Consider the following 21080-nt stretch of genomic DNA (forward strand, 5'->3'; position numbering starts at 1 on the left):
GCGCCAGTGGGTCATCCGTGACCCATGGCTGCTTCCATGCAAGGCAATTAATCTCTTGGCCTCCTGATCGCGCGGAGCTTGGCACTCCGGCTTCGGGGGTTGCGGGAAATCTCCTCGGCAGCCGGCTGCCGAGGCTTTCGATATACGTCTTCGAAATCTTCTTCCGCGAGCTGCCGGAAGGCGGTCTTCACGATCCGGTCTTCGCCCGAGTGGTAGCTCAGAACCGCGAGCGTGCCGCCGGGGGCCAGCCGCTCCGCCGCGTCTCGCAGCGCTTCGTCCAGCCCGTCGAGCTCTCGGTTCACCGCGATCCGGACGGCTTGGAAGGTGCGGGTCGCCGGGTGAATCCGTTTGTCGCGCGCGCCGGGAGGCACGGCGGCGAGCACCGCTTCCACCAGGTCGGTCGTGGTCCGCAGCGGAGACTCTCGACGGCGCTCCACAATCTTCTTGGCGATCGCCTTGGCCCAGCGCTCGTCGCCGAGCTCGAACAGAATCCGCTCGATCTCGACCGGACTTAGCCGGTTGAGCAGGGCCGAAGCCGGCTCGCCAGCGCTCCGATCCATCCTCATGTCCAACGGACCTTCCGTCTTAAAAGCGATTCCCCGCTCGGGATCTTCGATTTGAGCCGAGTTGAGGCCGAGGTCCAGAAGGATGCCGTTAGGCCTCAGGCCCAATTTGTCCAGGACCGGACCGATCTCGCGGAAATCGGAGTGGATCAGTTCGATTCTTGTCCCAGGATTTTCCCTGTCTGCTTTCCCAGCCTTTTCCCTAAGCCTCGTATCGGCCTCGGAAAGCATGGATTGATCCCAATCGAAGCCGACCAGCGTGCCCCCCGGAGCGATGAAATCCAGAAACCGAAGGGAATGGCCGGCGAGGCCGAGGGTGCCGTCGACCACGACCTGGCCCGGCTCTAGCGAGAGAACCTCCAGGATTTCCGATAGCATTACCGGGTCGTGAGTCAACATGATTCTTTCTAGCGGAAAGCAGCTTTGGGAGCCGTATTTGAGTCTGCGAAGACCAATCACGCCCCCTTCATCTCCTGATAGGCTTTCTGGATACTCTCCTGCCTTCCCGGACCAAGAGTATCGTTCTTCTTCTCAAACTCTTCGTGTTGAGCCTTATCCCAGATTTCAAGGTGGTCGCCGCAACCGACGATCACGACTTCCTTCGTGAGGCTGGCGAGAGTTCGAAACTTCTGGGGGACGACGACGCGACCCTGATCGTCGAAACTTAGGTCGTCATCCGAGTTCCCTAGCATCAAACGCGTATACTGGCGTCTACCAGGATTAATCGGATCGTGCTGATCGATTTCGTCGAGAATCTGTTGCCACTTCTCGGCCGGATAAGCATCGAGGCACCCGTGCTCTCCCAGGCAGATAGCGAAGCCGTCGCCGAGGCGATCACGCTTCTTTTTACTGATCAGGATCCGCCCCTTACCGTCGATCGTGGCCTCGTCGGTACCCAGCAGCGGCTTGGGTTTTGAACCTAAAACCTCGCTTTCTGACACCGCCAACGCTCCCCCGAACCCGACTAAAGGAAACTTAAGTGGACGGCTTCCGCATCCTGCTCGCCGTCCACAGAACAAGGGTTGAGCACCCCGCCCTTCCCCGCTTGGCCTCGTCATTCCTTGACTAGGCTTTGCTGATAGGGAGAATACTGGGAGAATCCTGGGAATGGAAGGGGCGAAGAGTCTTTTGTCGCGGTTTTGCGCAATTTATGCGGAGGTTTCTAGGTTGACGTGTACGCCTGCCTACATGTTTTGCCCTAAGTTATTCACATTTTGATGCCTCATGGCGTTTCGTGAAAAACCTGTGGATAACTAGCCGACTATTCCTATAGGCTTGGACGCTACCTGGCATTTATATCAGGTCTCCGTTTTGAAAGGGCGCGAAAACTTATACGTATCTTACGACACGCAAATCGGTGTGTGTAAGTTACACGATAAATCTTGACCTTTGCCCGATTCAAGCCTGAAGAGCGCTTCGGAACTGTTCTTGGTACAGGTCGCGGTAGATCCCTGGCCGCTCCGTTAACTCGTCGTGGGTGCCTTGATCCACGATCCGGCCTTCCTCCATGACGAGGATTCGGTCGGCGTCCACCACGGAGGAGAGCCGGTGAGCGATGATAAACGTCGTCCGCCCCTTCATCACCACCCGAAGGGCGTCCTGGACCCGCGCCTCCGTCTCTCCATCCAGGGCGCTGGTTACATCGTCGAGGATCAGAATCCTTGGATCGGTCACCAAAGCCCGCGCAAGGGCCAAGCGTTGCTTCTGCCCTCCACTGAGCTTAATGCCGTTCTCCCCGATCATCGTTTCGTACCCGTCGGGGAGAGACTCTACAAAGTCGTGGAGGTCGGCCGCCTTGGAGGCGCGAATCGCTTCCTCGTCGGATGCGTCACGGTTTCCGTACTTGATGTTCTCCATAAGCGTGACGCTGAACAGCACGTTTTCCTGAGCGACCATGCTGATCTGCCGCCGTAGCGATTCGAGCCGGACGTCGCAAAGGTTGTAGCCGTCGACCCGCACATGCCCCTGCGTCGGGTCGTAGAACCGCATCAGAAGGTTCATCAAGGTGGTTTTCCCCGCACCGCTATGGCCGACGATGGCGATCACCTGCCCCGCGTCCACGTGGAGATCCACGCCGCGGATGACCTCCTGATCCTCCATATATCCGAAGTGAACGTCTTGGAAGTCGACCTGGCCACGCAAGGAAGGGAGTGGCAACGCGTCGGGCTTGTCCTCGACCTCGGGCCGGGTATCGAGGGTCTGAAACACTCGGTCCATCGCCGACACCGCCCATTGGAGCGAGTTGTTGAAGTCGATCACGCGCACGGCGGGGTTGAAAATGAAGCCGATGTAAAACGTGAGCGCCACCAGCTTTCCGGTGGTCATCTCGCCGTGCTGCACCATCCAGCCGCCGTACGAGTAGACGACGCCGGTCCCAAGCGAGCTGATGATGGCGGAAACCAGTCCGAGGCGACGGTTCAGGTGGACCTGGCGCATATCTACCTTGAACTTCGCTCGGACCGTCTTCATGAAATCTTGCCGTTCCCAGTCCTCGCGAACGAACGCCTTGACCACGGCGATTCCGGAGATCTTTTCGGAGAGCTTTCCGATCATCTCGTCGTACAGCCGCCGCTGGTCGTTGCTCACCTCGCGGATGTTCTTGAGGAACGTGAGATAGCTGACGACATAGAACGGAACGAGCAGAACGATGATGCCGGCAAGGCGCCACTCGAGAAAGAAAAGCATCGCCAGCACCGCCACGAGAGTGACGAGGTCGCTGATGAAGGTGACGAGCTGGCCCTGGATGAGCTGTTGGATCAGCTCGATATCGGCCGTCGCCCGGGCCATGATCTTGCCGGTTTGGGTTTGGTTGTGGAAAGTCAGCGACAAGCGCTGAAGGTGTCTCCAAAGGGCAAATCGAAGGTCGAAAACGAACCGGTTGCCGATCCAACTGACCGTATAGCTGTTGAGATAACTGCAGACGTTCCGAACGACGATGACCGCGATCAGGATGACCGCCAGCCATGTAATCGTGGAAGGAGCCCGATCGACCTGACGCCGCAAAGCCGTCTCCCGAGCGGGTGGACGAGCCGGCGTCGGCTTAGAAAGTTCGCCTCGCGCGGCGAGGGCCGGGCGGATCGCGTCGTCGATCGCGACCTGATAAATACGCGGGGGCACGATCTGCAGGAGCGTCACGAGAAGCGTCATCGTGACCGCCAACAGAACGCGCCCGCGGTAAGGGCGAAGTATCGCGAGAGTGCGTCGGAACGACCTCACTCCCTACTTTGACCTTTCGGGACCTCCCTGAGCAACGTCAAGCGGCTCAAAAAGCGCTAACTCTCGCTCCTGATTTCGAATGCTCTTTATAACCGTAGCGATTGCACCCGTTGCCGCAACGGCTATGACCCCCGTAATCCACAATAATTCCATCGGCTTCTCCCGGGCGCGATTACCCAAGGATTGTTATCGGCTCGGCCTCCAAGTTCAGAAGGGCTAGTTCTGAAAATGATCTAGTTAGCGTTGCCGATAACGAACCGTTTATCGGCCCGCGTCACTCTCCTCTCCGTCAGAACGCGCGTGCCTTTAGCCGCGGTTCAAGGTTCTACCGGGAATAAATCCCCGGGCTACGGGTGAATCTGTTTTGTCAACGTGCTTTTGGACCACGGCCGCGATTGGGAACTTCAGCAGCCCTACCTGGTGGGCGGCAGGAGGAGAATCTGAAGGACTCAGGCCGCTTTGCCAGAACGAGAGAGGGGTCGACCGAGTCGATTGCCTTCTACCGTGTGGATCGGCGGTCTCCATCGCTGTAGCAACGAAGGGAGACAAGTACAATTTCAATATGGAATCGCCACTTCTCGATGCCTTGGCCGAGCGCGTTTTGGTATACGACGGGGCGATGGGAACCCAGATCCAAGGGGCGGCGCTGGCGAACCGAGATTTTACGCTCGTGCCTCAGCCGCACTACTCGCAGAAGGTTCGCGAGGCGGCGGAACGAGTCGGCGATAAACCGCTCGATGGGTGCAACGAGATCCTGGTGCTTACCCGTCCGGACGTCGTCGAGAATATCCACGGCGCCTACCTCGAGGTCGGCGCGGATCTGATCGAGACGAACACGTTCGGGGCCACCTCCATCGTGCTCGCCGAATACGGAATTTCGGAGCTGGTGTACGACATCTCGCTAGAGGCCGCCCGGTGCGCCCGGCGCGCGGCCGACCGGTACACCACCGCCGCCAAACCTCGGTTCGTAGTAGGGGCGATCGGTCCGGGAACCAAGCTCGTTTCATTGGGACAGACGACCTGGCAGGAGTTGGAGGACACCTACGCGGACGGCTTCCGTGGCCTACTCGAAGGCGGCTCCGACGCGCTCCTCCTAGAGACGCTGCAAGACCTCCTGATGGTCAAAGCCACCATCGTCGCCGCGGAGCGCGCCATGGCCGAGACTGGGCGTCAAGTGCCGCTCTTCGTCCAAGTGACCATGGAGCAGACCGGCACGATGTTGTTGGGATCGGAAATGGCGGCGGCGCTCAATATGATCGAAGCGTTTCCGTCGGTGAAGGCATTCGGGCTCAACTGCGCGACCGGGCCGGTGGAGATGACCTCTCACATCCGGTTCCTGGGCCAGAACTCGACCCGTCCCCTCGCCGTGCAACCGAACGCCGGTCTACCCGTGATGGAAGCCGGTCAGGCGAGGTACAAGCTGACTCCGGAAGAGCTGGCCGAGCATCATGTTCGCTTCGTGACCGAACACGGAGTTGCGCTGGCGGGCGGATGCTGCGGCACCACCCCGGCACATATTAAGGCGGTCGCCGAAGCGGTCGGCGGCCGGTCCCATACCGCGGATTGCCACTGGCGTCGGGTGCGGCACCTGTTCCCCGGTTTCGACTTTACGATGAAGACGGACGATCAAGCGAGCGCCTTGTCCCTCGTGGGTTGCTCCAGCCTATACACGTTCCAGCCGTACGAGCAAGATAATTCGTTCCTCATCGTGGGGGAAAAGACCAACGCCAACGGCTCTCGCGCATTTCGCGATCTACTGGCCGCCGAAAACTGGGAAGGGTTGACCGAGCTCGCCCGCGAGTTGGAGGGCGAAGGCTCCCACGTCCTCGATGTCTGCACCGCGTACGTAGGGCGGGACGAGAAGCGCGACATGACGACGCTGCTCAGCTACTACAACCGGCACATCACGGTGCCGCTCATGATCGACTCGACCGAGGTACCGGTCGTCGAAGCCGCGCTCAAGTGCCTCGCCGGCAAGCCGATCGTGAACTCGATCAACTTCGAAGATGGCGAATCGAGAACGGAAAAGGTGCTGGGACTGTGCCGCAAATATGGCGCGGCCGTGGTCGCCTTGACCATCGACGAGGACGGGATGGCGAAGTCGGCCGAGAAGAAGGTCGAGGTCGCCGAGCGCCTCCTCGCCCGCACCCGTGCCGCCGGCCTGCCCGACCACGACGTCTTTCTCGACTGTTTAACGTTCACCCTGGGATCGGGAGACGAGGAATTTCGAGAGTCGGCGGTGGCGACGCTCGACGCGATCGAGGAGATACGAAAGCGACATCCCGGTGTCAACACCATCCTCGGCGTCTCCAACGTAAGCTTCGGCCTCAAGCCCGCGCTCCGCCAGATCCTGAACTCCGCCTTCCTCCACTACGCCCGCGAAGTCGGCCTAACGAGCGCCATCGTCCACTTCAGCAAGATCCGTCCGGAGCACCAGATCGAAGCCGACGTCTGGCAAATCGCGAGCGACCTTGTGTTCGATCGCCGCCGCTACGCCGCCTAACCGTGGCACGGGCGGCCAGCCCGAGATACCCACGGGCGAGCCGCCCGTGCCACGGCCATAGGGGCGCGTCGTACGGGGTACCCTCCTCGCATGCAGATTTGTTTGGTTCTGCTTCCGCTCGTGACGATGCAGGGTGGGAAGCTTCAGATTACCGACACTAAGGTCGGAAAGGGCGCGCCGGCTCAGGCGGGCGATTACCTCACGATGGACTACACCGGCACACTCATGAACGGGAAGAAGTTCGACTCCTCGATCGGACGCGCGCCGTTCAGCTTCGTCCTGGGCGGCGGAGAGGTCATCAAGGGGTGGGACCAGGGGATCAAAGGGATGCGGGTTGGCGGAAAGCGAACCCTGATTATTCCTTCGGCCCTCGGCTACGGCGATGTCGGCGCAGGCGCGGATATTCCGCCCAAGTCGACGCTCAAGTTCACCGTCGAACTCCGCAAGATCACGCGGGTGAAGAAGCAGATCCTCAAGGCGGGCCACGGACGCTCGGTCCAGGCGGGCGATTCCGTGCAGGTCCACTACATCGGCAAGCTCACCGACGGCAAGAAATTCGACAGCAGCTACGACCGTGGCCAACCGATGCCGGTCACCGTGGGACGCGGAGTCATTCCGGGGTTCACCATGGGACTTCTCGGAATGAAGGAAGGGGAAAAGCGGCGCGTGACGATTCCGTCTGCGCTTGGCTATGGCGAACGGGGCGCCGGCGGCGTGATTCCTCCGAACGCGGACTTGGTCTTCGACCTGGAGATCGTGGGGATCAGCCGATGATCAAGATCGAAGAACTCGGCCCCGGAACGGGCGAGCCCGCGAAGTCCGGCCAAAAGGTCGAGCTGAAGTACCGTGGGACTTTCCCGGATGGCAAGGAGTTTGACAAAGGAAGCTTCAGCTTCGTGCTCGGCTCCGGCCAAGTCATTCAGGGATTCGACCTCGGCGTCATGGGGATGACCGTCGGCCAAAAGCGACGCATCACCGTTCCGCCGGAGATGGGCTACGGCTCCCGCGGCGCCGGAAGCGCCGTCCCCCCCAACGCCACCCTAATCTTCGAACTAGAAGTCCTGCGGATCTCGTAGCCCCCGTGGCACGGGCGGCTCGCCCGTGCCACGGAGAAAAAGAATAGCCCGAGCGCTTTGCGCTCGGGCTATTTACTTTGGAATCCGTACCGCTTTAGGCAGTTGCCACAACTTTCGCTTTGGCCTTGTTGGCGGCTTTGGCGATGCGGGACTTGCGGCGGGCGGCTTGGTTCTTGTGGATGATGCCTCGCTGAGAAGCCTTGTCCAGGGCGCTCACCGCGGCGACGAGCGCGCTCTGCGCGACTTCGGGGGTGCCGGCAGTGGCGGCCACTCGCGCCTTCTTGACATACGTCTTCAGCGCGCTCCTGGTCGCGAGGTTGCGTACGCGCCGCTTTGCGCTTCGGCGCAGGTCCTTTTTGCTTGATTTCGTATTCGCCATGGCTTGTGAGTTTGAGAGTATACCTCGGGTTCGGGCTCAGGCATCCTGAGCCCGTAGTGGTCCGCTTATTTCTTGACGAACTTCCGCTTCGTTTTGTCGAAGCCGAGCTCCACCTTCTTCGCGTCGAAGTGCCAGACCGGCGAACCGGAGCGCTGATAGAAGCACTGGTAGCTCGACAGGAGCGAGGCGATGAGCCGGCGGGAAGAGCGGCGGACGACATTGATCTCCGCGAGAATGGTGAGGTAGTCGGCGCCCTTCGGCCAGTGGGCCATCACTTCGATCAGAAGGTCGAGCGTGCTCTTCCCTTCCGAAGTGACGCCGAGCTGACGAAGCTCTTCCATTCGCTGGGCCGAGATGTAGACGACGGGATCCGGCTGATCCAGCCACTCGAACTCGAGGACGTTCGCCTTGTTGGTCTTCGTAAGGGTGAAGACCGCGCCGCTCTCCACCGGCTGCTCATACCACCAGTCGAGGAATCCGTACAGCAGGCGAGCGTCGTGGTTCGCCCAGATCTGAAGCTCGCGGCCGGTTGGATCGTAGGCGATGATCTCCTGGATCTTCGGTTCTGCGCTCAGCCAGCCGGTCGGGATCTGAGCCATCGGGAAGGTGCCGAGCTCGCGGTGGATCGATTTCAGAACGAGGCGAACCTGCTCCGGCATCGTCTTGGGGGCTGGCTGAATATCCTCGTCGAGGACGTCGGTGGCCAGCGGGTGCTGAAGAAGCTTGCGGAGGGAGGAGCTGAGGCCGTCGTCCGTGAGCTCGACGTCGATCGGGTCGCCCTCTTCGCTCGTCTGGTCGCTCTTGGTGAATTGGAACGGCTCAGGAACTTCCAGGATGTACTCGGGGAAGTCCCCTTTCCGCCGGAATCGGTCTCCACCGACCCACTGAAGCTGATCCTGACCGCGCAGCGCCGCCATGATGTTCGCCATGTCGTCGGGGAACGTCTTGTTGCTCAGCGTAATCTCGTAGTTCTCTTCGAGCAGACGAGTGGCGGTGGTGGTGTTCTCGTTGGCAAGCACCTTGGCGACGAGCTTGTCGACATCTTCCGGCTTGACCTCGATCGGCTGAACGTCCTCGACCTCGACCGTCGGCGCGAGCCGCTCGGCGAGGCGGATCGCGTTCGAAATCCACTTCTTAGCATCCGCTTCCGGATACAGAACGCCGTCCGGCGCGAACACGTAACCGGGTACCGAAATGGCGTCGGCGTAGAACTGTCGCGCGTCGAACATCAGGACCGTCTTCGGGTCCGGACGGTTGAGCGCCGCATAAGCGACCGCGCCGAGCACCTTAAGGCGGATCGGAGCCGCGATTCGCACGGCGTCGGCGATCGCCGCCGGGTCGCGGAAATTGATGTTGGCAAGCTTTGCCTGCGCGCCGTCGAACTCTTCGCGGGTGATTCCGTTCAGCGCGAGCGCGCGGTCCAGCTTCTGGTCGATCGCCTCAAAGCCCCACTGGGTGAGCGAGACATGATCGTCGCCCGTGACCACGAACGGCCAGTCGTACTTTGCGATTCGGCGAACCGTCGGCTCGACCTCCTCGGCGGGTAGCTGGCGGATTCGACCGATCTCGGTTACGAGAACGCTCATCGGCATCGGACCGCCGAAACCGTGCAGAACGACCGCCATCGCCTCGGCAAACGGCCGGCCCTGGCCGAGAAGGCGCGAGGCAGGAATCCATTTTCGCTCGTGGTAGGCGAACCGGTCGGGGTTCGATGCAAGGAGCGAGCGCACGGTGGCGAGGCCGATCCCGGCCCCGGAGAGCCGATCTGCGAGCTCGCCGAGCTTAACGGCGGACTCCATATCGGTTAGCTGCTCGAGGATCAAGCGATCGACGTAGGATCGCGCAAACTGTTCTTCCGGCTTAATAGGACTCGGTTTCGCCAAAGGGTTTCCTCACGCGCCGCCACATGCACGGCGCAACCTCCTATTATGACCGTTTTAAGGGCTCCAATGCCATAACAAAGCGGCACCCGGGGCGATCGTTTCGCGTACCATGAAATAAGGTCTGCCAACTTATGAATCGCCGCCGCGCATTTACCCTTATCGAGCTCCTCGTCGTGATCGCGATTATCTCGATCTTGGCCGGCATCCTGTTCCCGGTCTTCGCGCGGGCCAAGGCGGCAGCCAAAAAGACGCAGTGCCTCAGCAATTTAAAACAAATCGGCAGCGCGATCGCGCTCTACATGAACGATGCCGACGGTGTTTTTCCGCACGCATTGGATGCCTCGGACAAGTTCACTCCTCAAATCTGGGATGCATTCCCCGAGTTTCGCGCGCGAATTCCCCACATGCCTATGCTGCATGAGGTGCTGCAGCCGTATCTAAAGAACCTCGAGGTGTTCCACTGCCCGTCCGATACGGGAACGCGAATGCTGGACAGCCATCCCGACACCGAGTTTGTGACCTCGCCGAGCATGTTCAAGATGTACGGGTCGAGCTACTTCTTCCGCACCGAGATCGCTTTTAAGGCGTTTACCGATACCAGCTTCCGCCTTCCTGCCGACGTCAACGTTCTATTCGACGGCGGCGGCCACTGGCATGGGGACGGGCGGGCGCTGGAGATGGGCGACGTTAACAGCGGCAACTACCTTCCGCTCCTGCACAGCTACCGCTACAACACCCTGTTCGGAGATTTTCACGTTAAGACCCTTACCCGCGACGCTTTGATGCTGTCGTGGAGCTCCGAGTTGTAAAGCGCCCGATCCTGGGGCTATCCGTTGTCGTCCAACTTCCTAAAGCCGACGGTTTTTGGAGAGCAGGATGATAAAGTTCGTATCGATATTGGCAGCGGCCCTAGTGACAGGGCTCTCGTATGGGCAGGCGGTCGTTCTTACCGGGAGCGGCGGGTACGGATGGGATTCCCCGTACAATAAGCTGTACAACCGGAACCGGCAGGTGATGTTCACCGGCAAGGTGACCGGCAAATTGAAGGCGCCCCCGATGACCGGGATGGCCGAAGGAGTCTCGCTGCTGGTGAAGACGCCGAAGAGCGGAACCATTCAAGTCGAAGTCGGCCCAAGTTGGTTTGTGGCCAGCCAGGTTGCAAAGATCAATGTCGGTGACAAAGTTCGCGTGATCGGCTCCCGCGCGACGGTCAATGGAGATTCCGTGGTGCTGGCCCGGCAGATCGTTAACACTAAAACGACCCGGGTGTTGACGCTTCGCGACATGAACGGCGCGCCGTACTGGTCGGCGAACCGAGGAGCGGTGGTGGCCCAGGTCCCCACCAATGCCATCGGCGGAACGATCTTGTCGTCAAACACTTTCAATATCAATGGAACGGACCTGGTCGGCTACGTAGTGCAGACCCCTGACGGCAACGTGAACGTGGTGACCGCTCCGCAGTGGTACATGGACCGCCAAGACTACGTCCTCCAACCCGGTGCGTATGTGCAGGTTGTGGGAACCCGAACACCGTATCAAGCCGGAGCATACGTCACCGTCGCGGACTCGCTCTACACCGGCAACAACACCTTCATCTTCCGAAATGACGGCGTTCCGATCTGGGGTGGATGGGGCGGCCGCTGATCTTGTACGCCGTAGGCTTCACACGTGGCACTGGCTTCCAGCCAGTGGGTCCCAAGGGCATCTTGCCCTTGGCCCTCTAGCACGACCAGGATGGTCGTGATACACACGGGCTGGAAGCCCGTGCCACGCTACGTCTAGGCGGGGAGGCGAGCCGGGACGAGGGTGGAGACGCCCGGTTCCTGCATCGTGACCCCAAGCCAAACCGGTGCGTGCTCGATGGTGGTCGGGTTGTGGGTGATCACGATGAATTGGGTGGTCGCGGTGAATTCCTGAAGAATCGCCGCGAACCGCTCCACGTTTCGCCCGTCGAGTGGAGCATCTACCTCGTCCAGCACCACCAGGGGCGAGGGCTTGACCTTGAGCAGGGCGAACAGGAACGCCATTGCCGACAAAGATCGTTCGCCGCCGCTGAGAAGCTGCAACGCTTGGCGCTTCTTTCCGGGAAGGGTGATCAAAATGTCGATCCCGCTCTCCAGCACCCGCTCCGGATCGCTCAACGCAAGGTGCCCTTCTCCGCCTCCGAACAGCTTTTGGAACGTCTCCGTAAACGCCGCCTCCACGGCGAGAAAGGTCGAGACGAACCGCTCTCGGGTGAGTTTGTCTAGCTCGCGGATGCTCGCCTCCACCTGTTCGATTCCCTCCAAGACGTCGTTTTGCTGCGCCTCCAACTCCTCGAACCGGGTGTTGAGTCGCTCGAACGCCTCAATGGCGCCGAGATTGACGTCGCCCATCGATCGCAGCTCCCGTCGAAGCCGATTGACCACCGTAGAGGCGTCCGCCGGTACTTCGTGAAGCCCTCTTTGAGCCAGCGCCTCCTCCTCGACCAACCCGTACTCCTCATACAACCGTTGCAAGGCGGTGGCGCGGCGCGCCTCCGCGCGGGTACGGCCAAGCTCCGCCTGATGCGCAGCTTCGACAACTAGAGCTGAGTTCGCCCGGGCCGCCTTAGCCTCTTCCGCTTGCTTCAGGCTCGCTTCCAGAAGCTCTCGGCGCTCGCTTTGGGCGGTTTCCAGGCGAACGTCGGCTTCCGCCTTCGACTGGCTCGCTTGCATCCGGGCGTGCAGCGACTCTTCGCGCTCGGCGCGAATTTTCTGCCGATCCGGTTCGAGACTTTGCAGCCGGCGAACCCGGTGCTCCTCGGCCTCCCGCGCGATCTGCAGTCTCCGTTCGCCCGCTTGCAGCCGCACCGCCGCCTGGTGGGCTCGCCCCTCCGCTTCCCGTATCCGGTTTTCCGCTTGGTCGGCGTCCGCCGATTTTGAGGCGAGCGCTTTGATGGCGGCGTCACGGCGCGCCTCCAGACCGGGCAAATCGATCGGCGTTTCGTCGGCGACTGGCTGGTCTGTAAGTACCTCCAGCTCCTTTTGCAGCTTCTCCTGCGACCGCTCGGCGCTTCGTCGCTCGTCAATTAGGGTCTGCAGGAAGTTTCTCGCCTCCTGAATCTCGGACTGCTCGGCGGCGATCGCCTCCCGGATACCTCGGATCTCGGTTTCTGCCTCGGTTTTCGCGCGAGCGCGCCGATTACTTCGGCCATCGAACTCGCCGACGGTCTTCTCCAGTTTCTCCAGCTCGATCGCCAGCTCGGCAAGGTCCGCCTTCCGCTGGACGAATCCGTATCCCTGACGTGCCTGCTGGCCGCCGGTGACCGCGCCGCTCCCATGAACGACCTCGCCATCCAAGGTCACCAATCGCGACCATCCGGTGGTGCGGGCATGGCGAAGGGCGACGTCGATGTCTTCGACGATGACGACTCGGCCGAGCAGCGAATCGATGACCGGCCGGTGGTGGGCCCGGCATGAGACGAGCTCGCTCGCTCGACCGACGATTCCACGCTCGCCGAGCAGCCGCTTCAGCTCATAGCTCGCCTCCGAAGGGCGCATCAGAGGGATCGGCTGGAACGTGGCGCGGCCCGCTCGATGCTTCTTGAGCCATTCGACGCCGGCCTTCGCGTCGGCGGGATCGTCGCAGATGAGGTCGTTCGCGCTCCCGCCGAGCGCGGTTTCGATGGCGAGGGCATACTCTTTATCGGTGTCGACGGCTTGGCCGACCGGTACGTAGTCCGCGTCGAGAAGACCTCGTTCGGCCGCCTCCAGCACCGCGCGGGAGCCCTGGGTAAGCCCCTCGTGGGCGTCGATCGTCGCCTCGATCCCTCGCTTGCGCCCTTCCAAAGAGGCCTTTTCGGCCAGCGCCTTGCGCACCGACGCCGCGTCCCGCTCCTCTTCCTGACGAATCTCCTGGATTCGGGCTTCAAGTTTCTTTATCTCGCCCTGACGCGCCTGCCCCTGGCCGGACAGGCCGTCAAAAGCGGCCTGGGCCTCGGCGATCGCGCTATCCAGCTCTGGCAACGCTTCAACGATCCCCTGGATCTCGCGGCGCACGAGCTTCATTCGATCGGCTTGATGGGCTCGTTCGGCTTCTTGGCGGAGCCGGATCGCGTGACGGCGGCGAGCCTCGTCCAACTCCCGCTCGACCGATTTGAGCGCATCGGAAAGCTGCTTTGCCTCTTCCCCAACGCCCACCAGCTCGGCCCGGAGCTCCTCGAATGCCTTCGCTTCTCCTTCCGATTCCTGGCGCAGTTCGCCCACTTCCCGTTCGGCTTCGGTAATCCGATTCGCGACGCTGCGGCCGTCATCGGCTAGATTCTTCTCCTGGTCGTCCAGGCTCGTGAGTCGTTGGTCCAGCAGCCGTAGGTTGGCGTCCGCGCGTTCCAGCGCGGTCAGGCTTCCTTGCTGAAGGCCGCGGATCGTGTCTAGCTCTTGCTCGAGGGCCGAGATCGCGGCTCCCGTCTCTCGGATCTTATGGTCCAGAGCCTCCGCTCGCGCCAGCTCCGCCTGCGAGACCCTCGCGGACTCTTCCAATCGCGCCTCGTTCTCCCGAACCTCCGCGATCGCCCGCGCCACCTCTTCCACCAGGAGGCCGACCTCCACCTCGCGCAACGCGCCCATCAAGCTCTTGTATCGCTGGGCGATTTCCGCTTCCTCGCGGAGCGGTTCGCGCTGCGATTCGAGCTCGTGAAGGATGTCGGCTACGCGGCTTAGGTGCTCTTGCGCCGCCACGAGACGCCGCTGGCTCTCGAGTTTCCTCGCCCGATACCGCTGCACCCCGGCGGCTTCGTCCACCCACGCCCGGCGATCTTCAGCCGACGCGCTGAGAGCGGAATCGATCTCTTTTTGCCCGACGATCGCATAACCGGCGCGCCCCAATCCGGAGTCGGCCAAAAGGTCGTAGATATCGCGTAAACGGCAGGGGTGCCGGTTGATCGAGTACTCGCTGTCGCCGGAGCGGGTGAGGCGGCGGGTAATCGAGACCTCCGAGGTCTCGATCGGGAGACCGCCGTCCTCGTTGTCGAACAGCAGCGTTACTTCGGCAAACCCGACCGGCTTCCGGTTGGCGGAGCCGCTAAAGATGACGTCTTGGCTGGTTGCGGCGCGAAGATGCCGAGAGTTACCTTCGCCTAGCCCCCAAAGGATCGCGTCGACGAGGTTCGACTTCCCGCACCCATTGGGGCCAACGACCGCAATGACGCCGCCCTCGAGCGAAAACTCGGTGCGGTCGGCAAAGGTCTTAAACCCGAAGATACGGACGCGCTTCAGACGCATAGGGCGGGGTTGCTTAGGATACTCCACCCGCAAGCGGCACACTCGACCCGGTCTGCGCCTGCGGCGATCGAACCAACGCAAGCACCTCCGGTGGGCTCAGTTCCGTCGGGGAATCGACGAACAGCACCCGGCCGGCGCCCAACCATTTCGCCATTTCAATCAGCGCCCGCCTCTCAACATCCGAGACCCCTCCGAACCACTCGTCGCGGATGTGAAGCAGATACGTAGTCCGCGCCACCATTTGCGCAGGTACCCCCGCCAGCTTCAGCATAATCCTCAACGCCGCGACGGTATCGTCAAATCCGTCGAGGACAACCCGCGGGTGGGCAAAGGCGATAAAAGCCCGGGGGCGTATCGTGGTCGTCGCTCGCGGATCATCGGGAAGATAGGCGTGCTCGCGACCTTTTCCGTCTTGTCCAAAGACGACTTCCGGCACACCCGACCATTCGCCAAGCCGCCCGCTCCAGCCCAACAAGCGGATACTGACCCACCTTCGGCGGATCTGGATATAGACCACGTTTCCGAACGGATTCGGCATCGGGCCTATTGTAATCGACGCAAGAGCGAAGTGTGAGGTAGTTCCCGAACGTCCGTAGGTGTGGAACACTCTACGCATGATCCTTCGCAACTTTTCCTTGCTCCTTCTGGCCCTCCCCCTCCTTTCTCACGCGGATGTGCGTTCCGACCTGCAGGCGAAGTACCATGCCTTCGACCAAGCGGTTGCTCGCAGAGATGCCGCCGCAACCGCTCGGTGGATTAAGGTTAATACGACGGAGGATTTCGTTTACGGGTCGCACGACAAGAACCTGTACAAGCGGGCCAAGTTCGAAGAGATGGTCGTCCAACAAATTCAGATGACTCAAAAGGTGATCAGCCTCGTCAGCCGGATCACATCCATCAAAGTCTCCGGAAGCAAAGCGACGGTCGGGTTGGATGGCGATACGACCCTCCTTCTCGGGATCGACAAGCAGGCGATGAAGCTGGTCGACCACAGTCACACGGTCGACGATTGGGTGCGGATAGGTAAGGAGTGGAAGCTCCGAAAAAGCATCCAGACCAAGTCCGACACGAAAATGTCCAAGCAATGAAATGCCCGATTTCCGATATGGTTGTTAGCGGATGATAAAATTCGGCGCTTTGGTCGCCTTGGGGCTGCTCGTTGGCTCGGCCCAGGCGGCCGACCTCAAGGGCGAGTTGCAACTGATTTATAGCCGCCTTGCCAAGGCCTCCAAAACGAAAGATATCGCCGCGATGCGGAAGATCTTCCTGCTACAGGGAACGCGGGATTTCATCTATACCGATCACAAAGGGCGTAAACAAAGCGCGACCGAAATGATCGACGATACGGAGTCGATGATGAAGCAGGTCGTCTCCTTCACTCGAGCCGATATGCATGTGGACTCGATCGCCGCCAAAGGAAAGACCCTGGAGGCGAGCGTCACCAGCGACTGGGAGATGACTCTAAAGGGACCGAACGGCAAGGTGCACGTCGTGGCGGGGACCGAGAAGCAGCTCGACACCTGGATATATATTCGTCGGGGTTGGAAACTTTTCCGAATGCACATCAAATCGTCCAAGGCGACCTTGGATGGCAAACCGATCCCAACCGACTAGAGCGATGCTTGGAAAAACCAGCCTCGGACAGCTCCCCTATCTTCGCGACTACACCTCTCGCCGGGCCAGTTCTTACGACGTAACCGGGGGGAACGAGGATTGGTGGACGATCCAGCCGGGTGAGCGCCGCACGATTCTGTCGGCGAACGTGGCCGGGTGTATTCGCCACATCTGGACCACGGTGGGTGGAGATGACGGCTATCTGCGTCGGGTGGTCTTGCGTTGCTGGTGGGATGGCGAGGACGCCCCGAGCGTTGAGGCGCCGCTGGGCGACTTCTTCGGAATGGGGCACGGGGTCCGGAAGAACTTTGCTTCTCTGCCGCTCCAAATGTCTCCTGCGGACGGCCGCGGCATGAATTGTTGGTGGCCGATGCCGTTCGACACCGCTCGAGTCGAGATCCACAACGAATGCGAAAACCCAATCAACCTCTACTTTTACATCGATTGGGAAGAGTACGCCTGCGAACCCCCTCCTCTTGCCGCCGCGGCAGACAAAGCCGGCCCACCAAAAGACCCTGACGCGAACGGGAGGAGGAGGGGGCAGGCGGTGGACGTTCCGGAAAAGCCCGCGCGGTTCCACGCCCAGTGGCGGCGAGAGAACCCGACGGAAGGTTGGCTCACCGAGAAGCTCGGCCCGGAGAACTACTTGCAGATTTGGCGCGAGCACCCGAACCTATCGGACAAAGAGAACTACACGATTCTCGAAGCGGAAGGGGATGGGATCTATGTTGGTTGCAACCTCAACGTCGACTGCTTCCAGCGAGAGGGGAACGATTGGTACGGCGAAGGGGACGACATGATCGTCATCGACGGCGAGCCGTGGCCGCCGCGCCTCCACGGGACCGGTACCGAGGATTACTTCAACACCGCGTTCGGCCCTTCGACCGAATTCTGCGCTCCCTACCATGGGATCACCCTTTACTCAGGAAACGACGAGTGGCCTTTCAAGGGGAAGAACTCGATGTATCGGTTCCATATCGAAGACCCGGTCCGATTTCGAAAGTCGATCCGGGTGTCGATCGAGCACGGGGAGGCCAACGCGCTCACGCTGGACATGAGCTCGACGGCTTACTGGTATCAACACGAGCCGCACAAGCCGTTTCCAGCGCTTCCGACGGTAGGAGAAAGATTGCCCCGGCCGTAATGGGCCGGACAAGCGCGAGCGAGCTCGCGCACTCCAAGGCGGCTGCGCCGCTTTAAGTCATCCATTCTTTGGCGAGGTCTTGTTCTTGACCTAGCAGTTGGAGGATCCGGGCTACTACCGTGTCGGCCAGCTCTTCTAGGCTTGCGGGGCGGTGGTACCAGGCGGGGCAGGCGGGCATGATCGTTGCGCCGGCCTCGGCGAGGCTCGTGAGATTACGCAGCATGATGAGGTTCCAAGGCATCTCCCGCGGAACGAGGATCAGGCGGCGCCTCTCCTTTAGGCAAACGTCCGCGGATCGAGTCAGGAGGTCGTCGGAGATTCCATTCGCGATGCGGCCGGCAGTCCCCATGCTACACGGAACGATGACCATGCCGTCGTGCCGGAAAGAGCCGCTGGCGGGAGGGGTGAAGTAGTTTTTAGAGTCGAGTAGCCGAATATTCGGCAGGTCTTGACCGAGCCATTCTTTGGTGGAAAACTCCTGCCGCTTCGGGGAAACGCCAAGCTCCGTTGCGGCGACCTGGATCGCCTGCTCGCTCAGGATAAGCAGCACTTCGTCGTACCGGCGGGCCGCTTCGACCAGGAACCGTTGAGCGTAGATGGCCCCACTGGCGCCCGTAACCCCCACGACCAGCTTTCCGGTTGACATTTCGTGGGGAGTTTACTGGACCGTTAGAATCGATACGAAACGCCGGCGCCGAAGAAATGGTCTCGTCCGACCCCGTTCAGGCCACGGCCGATGTAGGCGTCGAGCGCCAGGTTGTCCCGGAGCAACTTTGAAACGCCGGCGTCGACGTATGCGGAGCGGTCGACCCGGCCGACTTGCGGTAGGAGGCAGAACAGCTCTCCGTACACTCCAAAACCCTGGCCGAGGTCCTTTCCATAGGCGGCGGCCGCGCCGAACTCGGTAAACGAGCCGGCGTCGTCGGCTGGGCGGGCGACAAGGAGGTTGACGTCCAGTTCACTATGTGCGTCGGGCAAGACCGTCCAGATCCCGGTTAAGACAGGTTGAACTCGCGCCCCCCGGAAAGCGCGTGAACCCGAGGGGAAGGTCGCATCACCTTCCACCGCAAAGGCGGATCGGTGCCCCGCCGCATCCGGGGTTAAGCGCCACTTGAATCCAACTGTCTCGTCGCCAAATCCGGTGTCCGATGCGCCGTCCCCGCGGGCGGCGAGATAGGAAGGAAAGCCGATACGCGCCTCGAGGTTTTCCCTCAACGCGAGACGCAACGTGTTGCCATCGCCGTAATCGGTAGTCGTGGAGTCGCCAAACGCGGTTTGCCGAATTCCGACCTCGAGATACGGGTGATTCAACGGCACGATATGGGTGGCGTTGGCGAAGGACGGGCGGTCGGGGGAGATCGGGTCTAACTTCTCGGCCACCCCCTGGATCATGGTGAGGGTGGCGATCGAGAGAACGATTGGAGTCATGGGTGATTTTAGACTTAGAGGTGAAGCTTTGAAAGCAACTCAGCCTCTCTCGCCCGGTCCATACCGAAACGAGGCGGCCCATCCTCGGGTTGCGACCGACGCCAGGCCAGCGTATCTCTCGCCGTCGCTTCCCAGGGGCGGAACGCGAGTCCGGCGGCAATGGCGCGCCGGTTATCGACTCTCTGCATCGCTTCGTCCGATCCATCGGCGGGCATCACGAGCGGCAGGTCTTGCCAAAGCTCGATACCGTTGGCCGCAAGCACCGAGGGATCTACCCAAACCAATTCCGTCCCGAGATTCAACGTGTGGCATGCGTCGATCATGTCCGCCAGCGTCTTGGGAGTCTCCGGGCCGCATGCGTTAAAGACGCCGCCAAGCTCTTTTTCCAACGCCAGGACCATGAAGAGCCCCAGGTCACGCACGTCGATGAGCTGCATCGGCTGACCGGGACGGTCAGGGGCGACGGCCCTTCCTCCCTCGGCCATCCGGGTGACCCAATAGGTAAACCGATTGCTGACATCGTTTGGCCCCATGATCAAGCCGGGCCGCACGATAAGCGCGCGATCTCCGAAGGTCTCGACTACGACGTTCTCGCATAGCGCCTTAAGCGCGCCGTACGTATCGCCTCGGATCTCCTCGATAGTGGGATCGTCGATCGTCAAGACAGGGGATTCTTCGTCTAGCCGGTCGCGTCCCGCCATATCGTAGACGCTGATCGTTGATACGAAGAGATAGCGGTCTACGGAATCGGCGAGGGCTTTTACCGATTGCTCGACCACTCTCGGGAAGTAACCGCAGCAGTCGACGACGGCATCCCATTTTCCACCCGCGAGGCGATCCGTTTGGCCGTCCCGATCGCCGAAGATCTCGTCGGCGCCCGGCATCAGTCCCGGCCCTTTCGTGCCGCGGTGAAACAGAGTGACGTGGTGGCCCCGGCTCTGGGCGGCCTCTACAAAGTGGCGGCCGACAAAAACGGTGCCGCCGATAACGAGAAAGCGCATGAACGCTTGCTACCCTATCGGCGGCACGAACGGTTCCGGATCTAGAAGTTAACGACCACGGATCGGCGGCTCGTCGCGCTGTCGGTGATGCGAATGCCGGTCGGCTTTACGCCGTCGACTACGCGCATGACGATCAGTCCCTTGAATGTGCCGTGCGGCTTGATCTTGATCATTCCGCTTTCGAGAGCGCTTTCGGCAACTAAGTGCTCGGCGTAGCTCCACTGGTTCTTTTCCAGGCCGAGCAGCTCGGGGTAGACCGTTCCCTCGCCGAGAATTAACGGCTCGGAGGTGACGTTGGTCAACTCGACCTTGACGACGGCGAGGTGCTCACCGACCTGGGCAAATACCAGCGTTCCGAGTTGGCGTCCCACGTCTTCATACTTGGTGACCTTGAGGTCGAGCACGCCGAATTCGGCTCGTTGGTTGAACTTCAGCGGTTTCTCGTCGAGGGTGACCCCGTCCTTCATGAAGAACCCGTCGGTATGCTTGATCTTTCCTTTCAGATCAATCTTGAATTCCTCTCCGCTACTTAGGTGCACGGTCACGCTAGGATCTTTGATCTCGTTTGGAATCTCGATCGTAGTAGAGGCCTTCACCGACTTTCCGGGACCGAGCTGCGTTTCATCGCGGCCCAGCCACATCGCGGCCATCCCAGAGGAACGCTGGCTATAGCCAGCGCTGTTGATGCTCAGCGTTATCGAACCCGGACCATAGGGGAGCGGGTATTTCGCTTTGTTCTTAATCGAGTAGTGAATAACGAGGAGCTTGCCTCCTCGTTGGGAGATTACGGACGAATCGCCGTCCAAGCAGCGCGTAGTGTATTCAGCACTATCAATTTTGACATCTACGTCGCGTGCGTCAGTGACGCCCTGATTAATCGGCGCGTACCTTCCGCCACCGTGAAAATACGTGGTTCCCATAACAGAACCGCCACTAGCAAACGCCGCCGTCGCCAAGAAAACCAAACCTCTGCGCATCTCCTTTCATTCCTCCTTTTTAAGGCCCTCAACCGAGGTGAAGTTCTTTTCAGGGT

Annotated in this window: 19 protein-coding genes; 8 read left to right on the forward strand and 11 right to left on the reverse strand. The window is 60.9% G+C overall.

The features are described from left to right. Positions 1-47: 47 nt before the first annotated feature. From rsmH to OP10G_RS23555, 3 genes are all read right to left on the reverse strand, one after another. On the reverse strand, positions 48-962 hold the full coding sequence (rsmH, locus tag OP10G_RS23545) for a 16S rRNA (cytosine(1402)-N(4))-methyltransferase RsmH (protein WP_038473611.1): 915 nt from the start codon (positions 960-962) through the stop codon (positions 48-50). A gap of 56 nt (positions 963-1018) precedes the next feature. Continuing rightward, positions 1019-1504 carry a division/cell wall cluster transcriptional repressor MraZ gene (locus OP10G_RS23550; protein WP_025227975.1) on the reverse strand — a complete coding sequence of 162 codons (486 nt, stop codon included), beginning with the start codon at positions 1502-1504 and terminating at the stop codon, positions 1019-1021. 457 nt (positions 1505-1961) lie between these two features. After that, the gene (locus tag OP10G_RS23555; RefSeq protein ID WP_144241343.1) at positions 1962-3779 is read right to left on the reverse strand and encodes an ABC transporter ATP-binding protein; all 1818 of its coding nucleotides are present in this window, start codon (positions 3777-3779) and stop codon (positions 1962-1964) included. 562 nt (positions 3780-4341) lie between these two features. Between OP10G_RS23555 and OP10G_RS23560 the strand changes: the two genes are divergently transcribed. The 3 genes from OP10G_RS23560 to OP10G_RS23570 all read left to right on the forward strand — a co-directional run bounded on the left by OP10G_RS23560 (position 4342) and on the right by OP10G_RS23570 (position 7358). Beyond that, on the forward strand, positions 4342-6282 hold the full coding sequence (locus tag OP10G_RS23560) for a homocysteine S-methyltransferase family protein (protein WP_025227973.1): 1941 nt from the start codon (positions 4342-4344) through the stop codon (positions 6280-6282). Positions 6283-6372: 90 nt separating this feature from the next. Then, entirely contained in the window at positions 6373-7056 is a 684-nt protein-coding gene (locus OP10G_RS23565) for an FKBP-type peptidyl-prolyl cis-trans isomerase (RefSeq protein WP_052547952.1), read from the forward strand. Continuing rightward, positions 7053-7358 carry an FKBP-type peptidyl-prolyl cis-trans isomerase gene (locus OP10G_RS23570; protein WP_025227971.1) on the forward strand — a complete coding sequence of 102 codons (306 nt, stop codon included), beginning with the start codon at positions 7053-7055 and terminating at the stop codon, positions 7356-7358. Before OP10G_RS23565 ends, OP10G_RS23570 begins: the two co-directional genes overlap by 4 nt. Before the next feature lie 94 nt (positions 7359-7452). On the opposite strand, the gene rpsT is transcribed toward OP10G_RS23570, so the two are convergent. Together rpsT and OP10G_RS23580 are read right to left on the reverse strand one after the other, a co-directional pair. Continuing rightward, positions 7453-7737: a 30S ribosomal protein S20 gene (gene rpsT, locus OP10G_RS23575; RefSeq protein WP_025227970.1), complete on the reverse strand. Its 285-nt coding sequence runs from the start codon at positions 7735-7737 to the stop codon at positions 7453-7455. 65 nt (positions 7738-7802) lie between these two features. Beyond that, positions 7803-9560 (reverse strand): hypothetical protein, encoded by a 1758-nt coding sequence (locus tag OP10G_RS23580; protein WP_144241344.1) that lies wholly within the window; start codon positions 9558-9560, stop codon positions 7803-7805. A 191-nt stretch (positions 9561-9751) separates the two neighbouring features. Between OP10G_RS23580 and OP10G_RS23585 the strand changes: the two genes are divergently transcribed. Continuing rightward, entirely contained in the window at positions 9752-10429 is a 678-nt protein-coding gene (locus tag OP10G_RS23585) for a type II secretion system protein (protein ID WP_025227968.1), read from the forward strand. 88 nt (positions 10430-10517) lie between these two features. Then, positions 10518-11264, forward strand: a complete 747-nt coding sequence (locus OP10G_RS25500; RefSeq protein ID WP_144241345.1) for a MamS/MamX family magnetosome protein — start codon at positions 10518-10520, stop codon at positions 11262-11264. A 134-nt stretch (positions 11265-11398) separates the two neighbouring features. Here OP10G_RS25500 and smc read toward each other — a convergent pair whose 3' ends face one another. Both smc and OP10G_RS23600 read right to left on the reverse strand, forming a co-directional pair. After that, positions 11399-14860 carry a chromosome segregation protein SMC gene (gene smc / locus OP10G_RS23595; protein ID WP_025227966.1) on the reverse strand — a complete coding sequence of 1154 codons (3462 nt, stop codon included), beginning with the start codon at positions 14858-14860 and terminating at the stop codon, positions 11399-11401. A 13-nt stretch (positions 14861-14873) separates the two neighbouring features. Further along, a complete protein-coding gene (locus tag OP10G_RS23600) occupies positions 14874-15398 on the reverse strand; it encodes a hypothetical protein (protein WP_025227965.1) in 525 nt (174 codons plus the stop codon). Positions 15399-15474: 76 nt separating this feature from the next. Here OP10G_RS23600 and OP10G_RS23605 point away from each other — a divergent pair, with 76 nt between their 5' ends. From OP10G_RS23605 to OP10G_RS23615, 3 genes are read left to right on the forward strand one after another with little or no spacing between them, the layout of a single operon-like run. After that, complete coding sequence (locus tag OP10G_RS23605) at positions 15475-15948, forward strand: hypothetical protein (protein ID WP_025227964.1); 474 nt, start codon at positions 15475-15477, stop codon at positions 15946-15948. Between the two features lie 31 nt (positions 15949-15979). Further along, the gene (locus tag OP10G_RS23610; RefSeq protein WP_025227963.1) at positions 15980-16474 is read left to right on the forward strand and encodes a hypothetical protein; all 495 of its coding nucleotides are present in this window, start codon (positions 15980-15982) and stop codon (positions 16472-16474) included. A gap of 4 nt (positions 16475-16478) precedes the next feature. Beyond that, on the forward strand, positions 16479-17618 hold the full coding sequence (locus tag OP10G_RS23615) for a glycoside hydrolase family 172 protein (RefSeq protein WP_025227962.1): 1140 nt from the start codon (positions 16479-16481) through the stop codon (positions 17616-17618). A gap of 52 nt (positions 17619-17670) precedes the next feature. Here the strand turns inward: OP10G_RS23615 and OP10G_RS23620 are convergent, their stop codons facing one another. Genes OP10G_RS23620 through OP10G_RS23635 form a run of 4 tightly spaced genes read right to left on the reverse strand, consistent with a single transcriptional unit; the run spans position 17671 to position 20853 of the window. After that, a complete protein-coding gene (locus tag OP10G_RS23620; RefSeq protein ID WP_025227961.1) occupies positions 17671-18264 on the reverse strand; it encodes a UbiX family flavin prenyltransferase in 594 nt (197 codons plus the stop codon). A 23-nt stretch (positions 18265-18287) separates the two neighbouring features. After that, complete coding sequence (locus OP10G_RS23625) at positions 18288-19046, reverse strand: transporter (RefSeq protein ID WP_025227960.1); 759 nt, start codon at positions 19044-19046, stop codon at positions 18288-18290. 14 nt (positions 19047-19060) lie between these two features. Beyond that, complete coding sequence (locus OP10G_RS23630; protein ID WP_025227959.1) at positions 19061-20047, reverse strand: NAD-dependent epimerase/dehydratase family protein; 987 nt, start codon at positions 20045-20047, stop codon at positions 19061-19063. 41 nt (positions 20048-20088) lie between these two features. After that, positions 20089-20853: a hypothetical protein gene (locus OP10G_RS23635; protein WP_025227958.1), complete on the reverse strand. Its 765-nt coding sequence runs from the start codon at positions 20851-20853 to the stop codon at positions 20089-20091. Between the last annotated feature and the right edge of the window lie 227 nt (positions 20854-21080).

This window comes from Fimbriimonas ginsengisoli Gsoil 348, assembly GCF_000724625.1.
GTDB classification, from domain to species: Bacteria; Armatimonadota; Fimbriimonadia; order Fimbriimonadales; family Fimbriimonadaceae; genus Fimbriimonas; species Fimbriimonas ginsengisoli.

Bases quoted from the DNA above. Each gene is read 5' to 3' on its own strand.
- OP10G_RS23565 (WP_052547952.1), top strand. From the start codon at position 6,373: ATGCAGATTTGTTTGGTTCTGCTTCCGCTCGTGACGATGCAGGGTGGG.
- OP10G_RS23585 (WP_025227968.1), top strand. From the start codon at position 9,752: ATGAATCGCCGCCGCGCATTTACCCTTATCGAGCTCCTCGTCGTGATC.
- OP10G_RS23625 (WP_025227960.1), bottom strand. From the start codon at position 19,046: ATGACTCCAATCGTTCTCTCGATCGCCACCCTCACCATGATCCAGGGG.
- smc (WP_025227966.1), bottom strand. From the start codon at position 14,860: ATGCGTCTGAAGCGCGTCCGTATCTTCGGGTTTAAGACCTTTGCCGAC.
- OP10G_RS23570 (WP_025227971.1), top strand. From the start codon at position 7,053: ATGATCAAGATCGAAGAACTCGGCCCCGGAACGGGCGAGCCCGCGAAG.
- OP10G_RS23630 (WP_025227959.1), bottom strand. From the start codon at position 20,047: ATGCGCTTTCTCGTTATCGGCGGCACCGTTTTTGTCGGCCGCCACTTT.
- OP10G_RS23620 (WP_025227961.1), bottom strand. From the start codon at position 18,264: ATGTCAACCGGAAAGCTGGTCGTGGGGGTTACGGGCGCCAGTGGGGCC.
- OP10G_RS23600 (WP_025227965.1), bottom strand. From the start codon at position 15,398: ATGCCGAATCCGTTCGGAAACGTGGTCTATATCCAGATCCGCCGAAGG.
- OP10G_RS23615 (WP_025227962.1), top strand. From the start codon at position 16,479: ATGCTTGGAAAAACCAGCCTCGGACAGCTCCCCTATCTTCGCGACTAC.
- OP10G_RS23560 (WP_025227973.1), top strand. From the start codon at position 4,342: ATGGAATCGCCACTTCTCGATGCCTTGGCCGAGCGCGTTTTGGTATAC.
- rsmH (WP_038473611.1), bottom strand. From the start codon at position 962: ATGTTGACTCACGACCCGGTAATGCTATCGGAAATCCTGGAGGTTCTC.
- OP10G_RS23610 (WP_025227963.1), top strand. From the start codon at position 15,980: ATGATAAAATTCGGCGCTTTGGTCGCCTTGGGGCTGCTCGTTGGCTCG.
- rpsT (WP_025227970.1), bottom strand. From the start codon at position 7,737: ATGGCGAATACGAAATCAAGCAAAAAGGACCTGCGCCGAAGCGCAAAG.
- OP10G_RS23605 (WP_025227964.1), top strand. From the start codon at position 15,475: ATGATCCTTCGCAACTTTTCCTTGCTCCTTCTGGCCCTCCCCCTCCTT.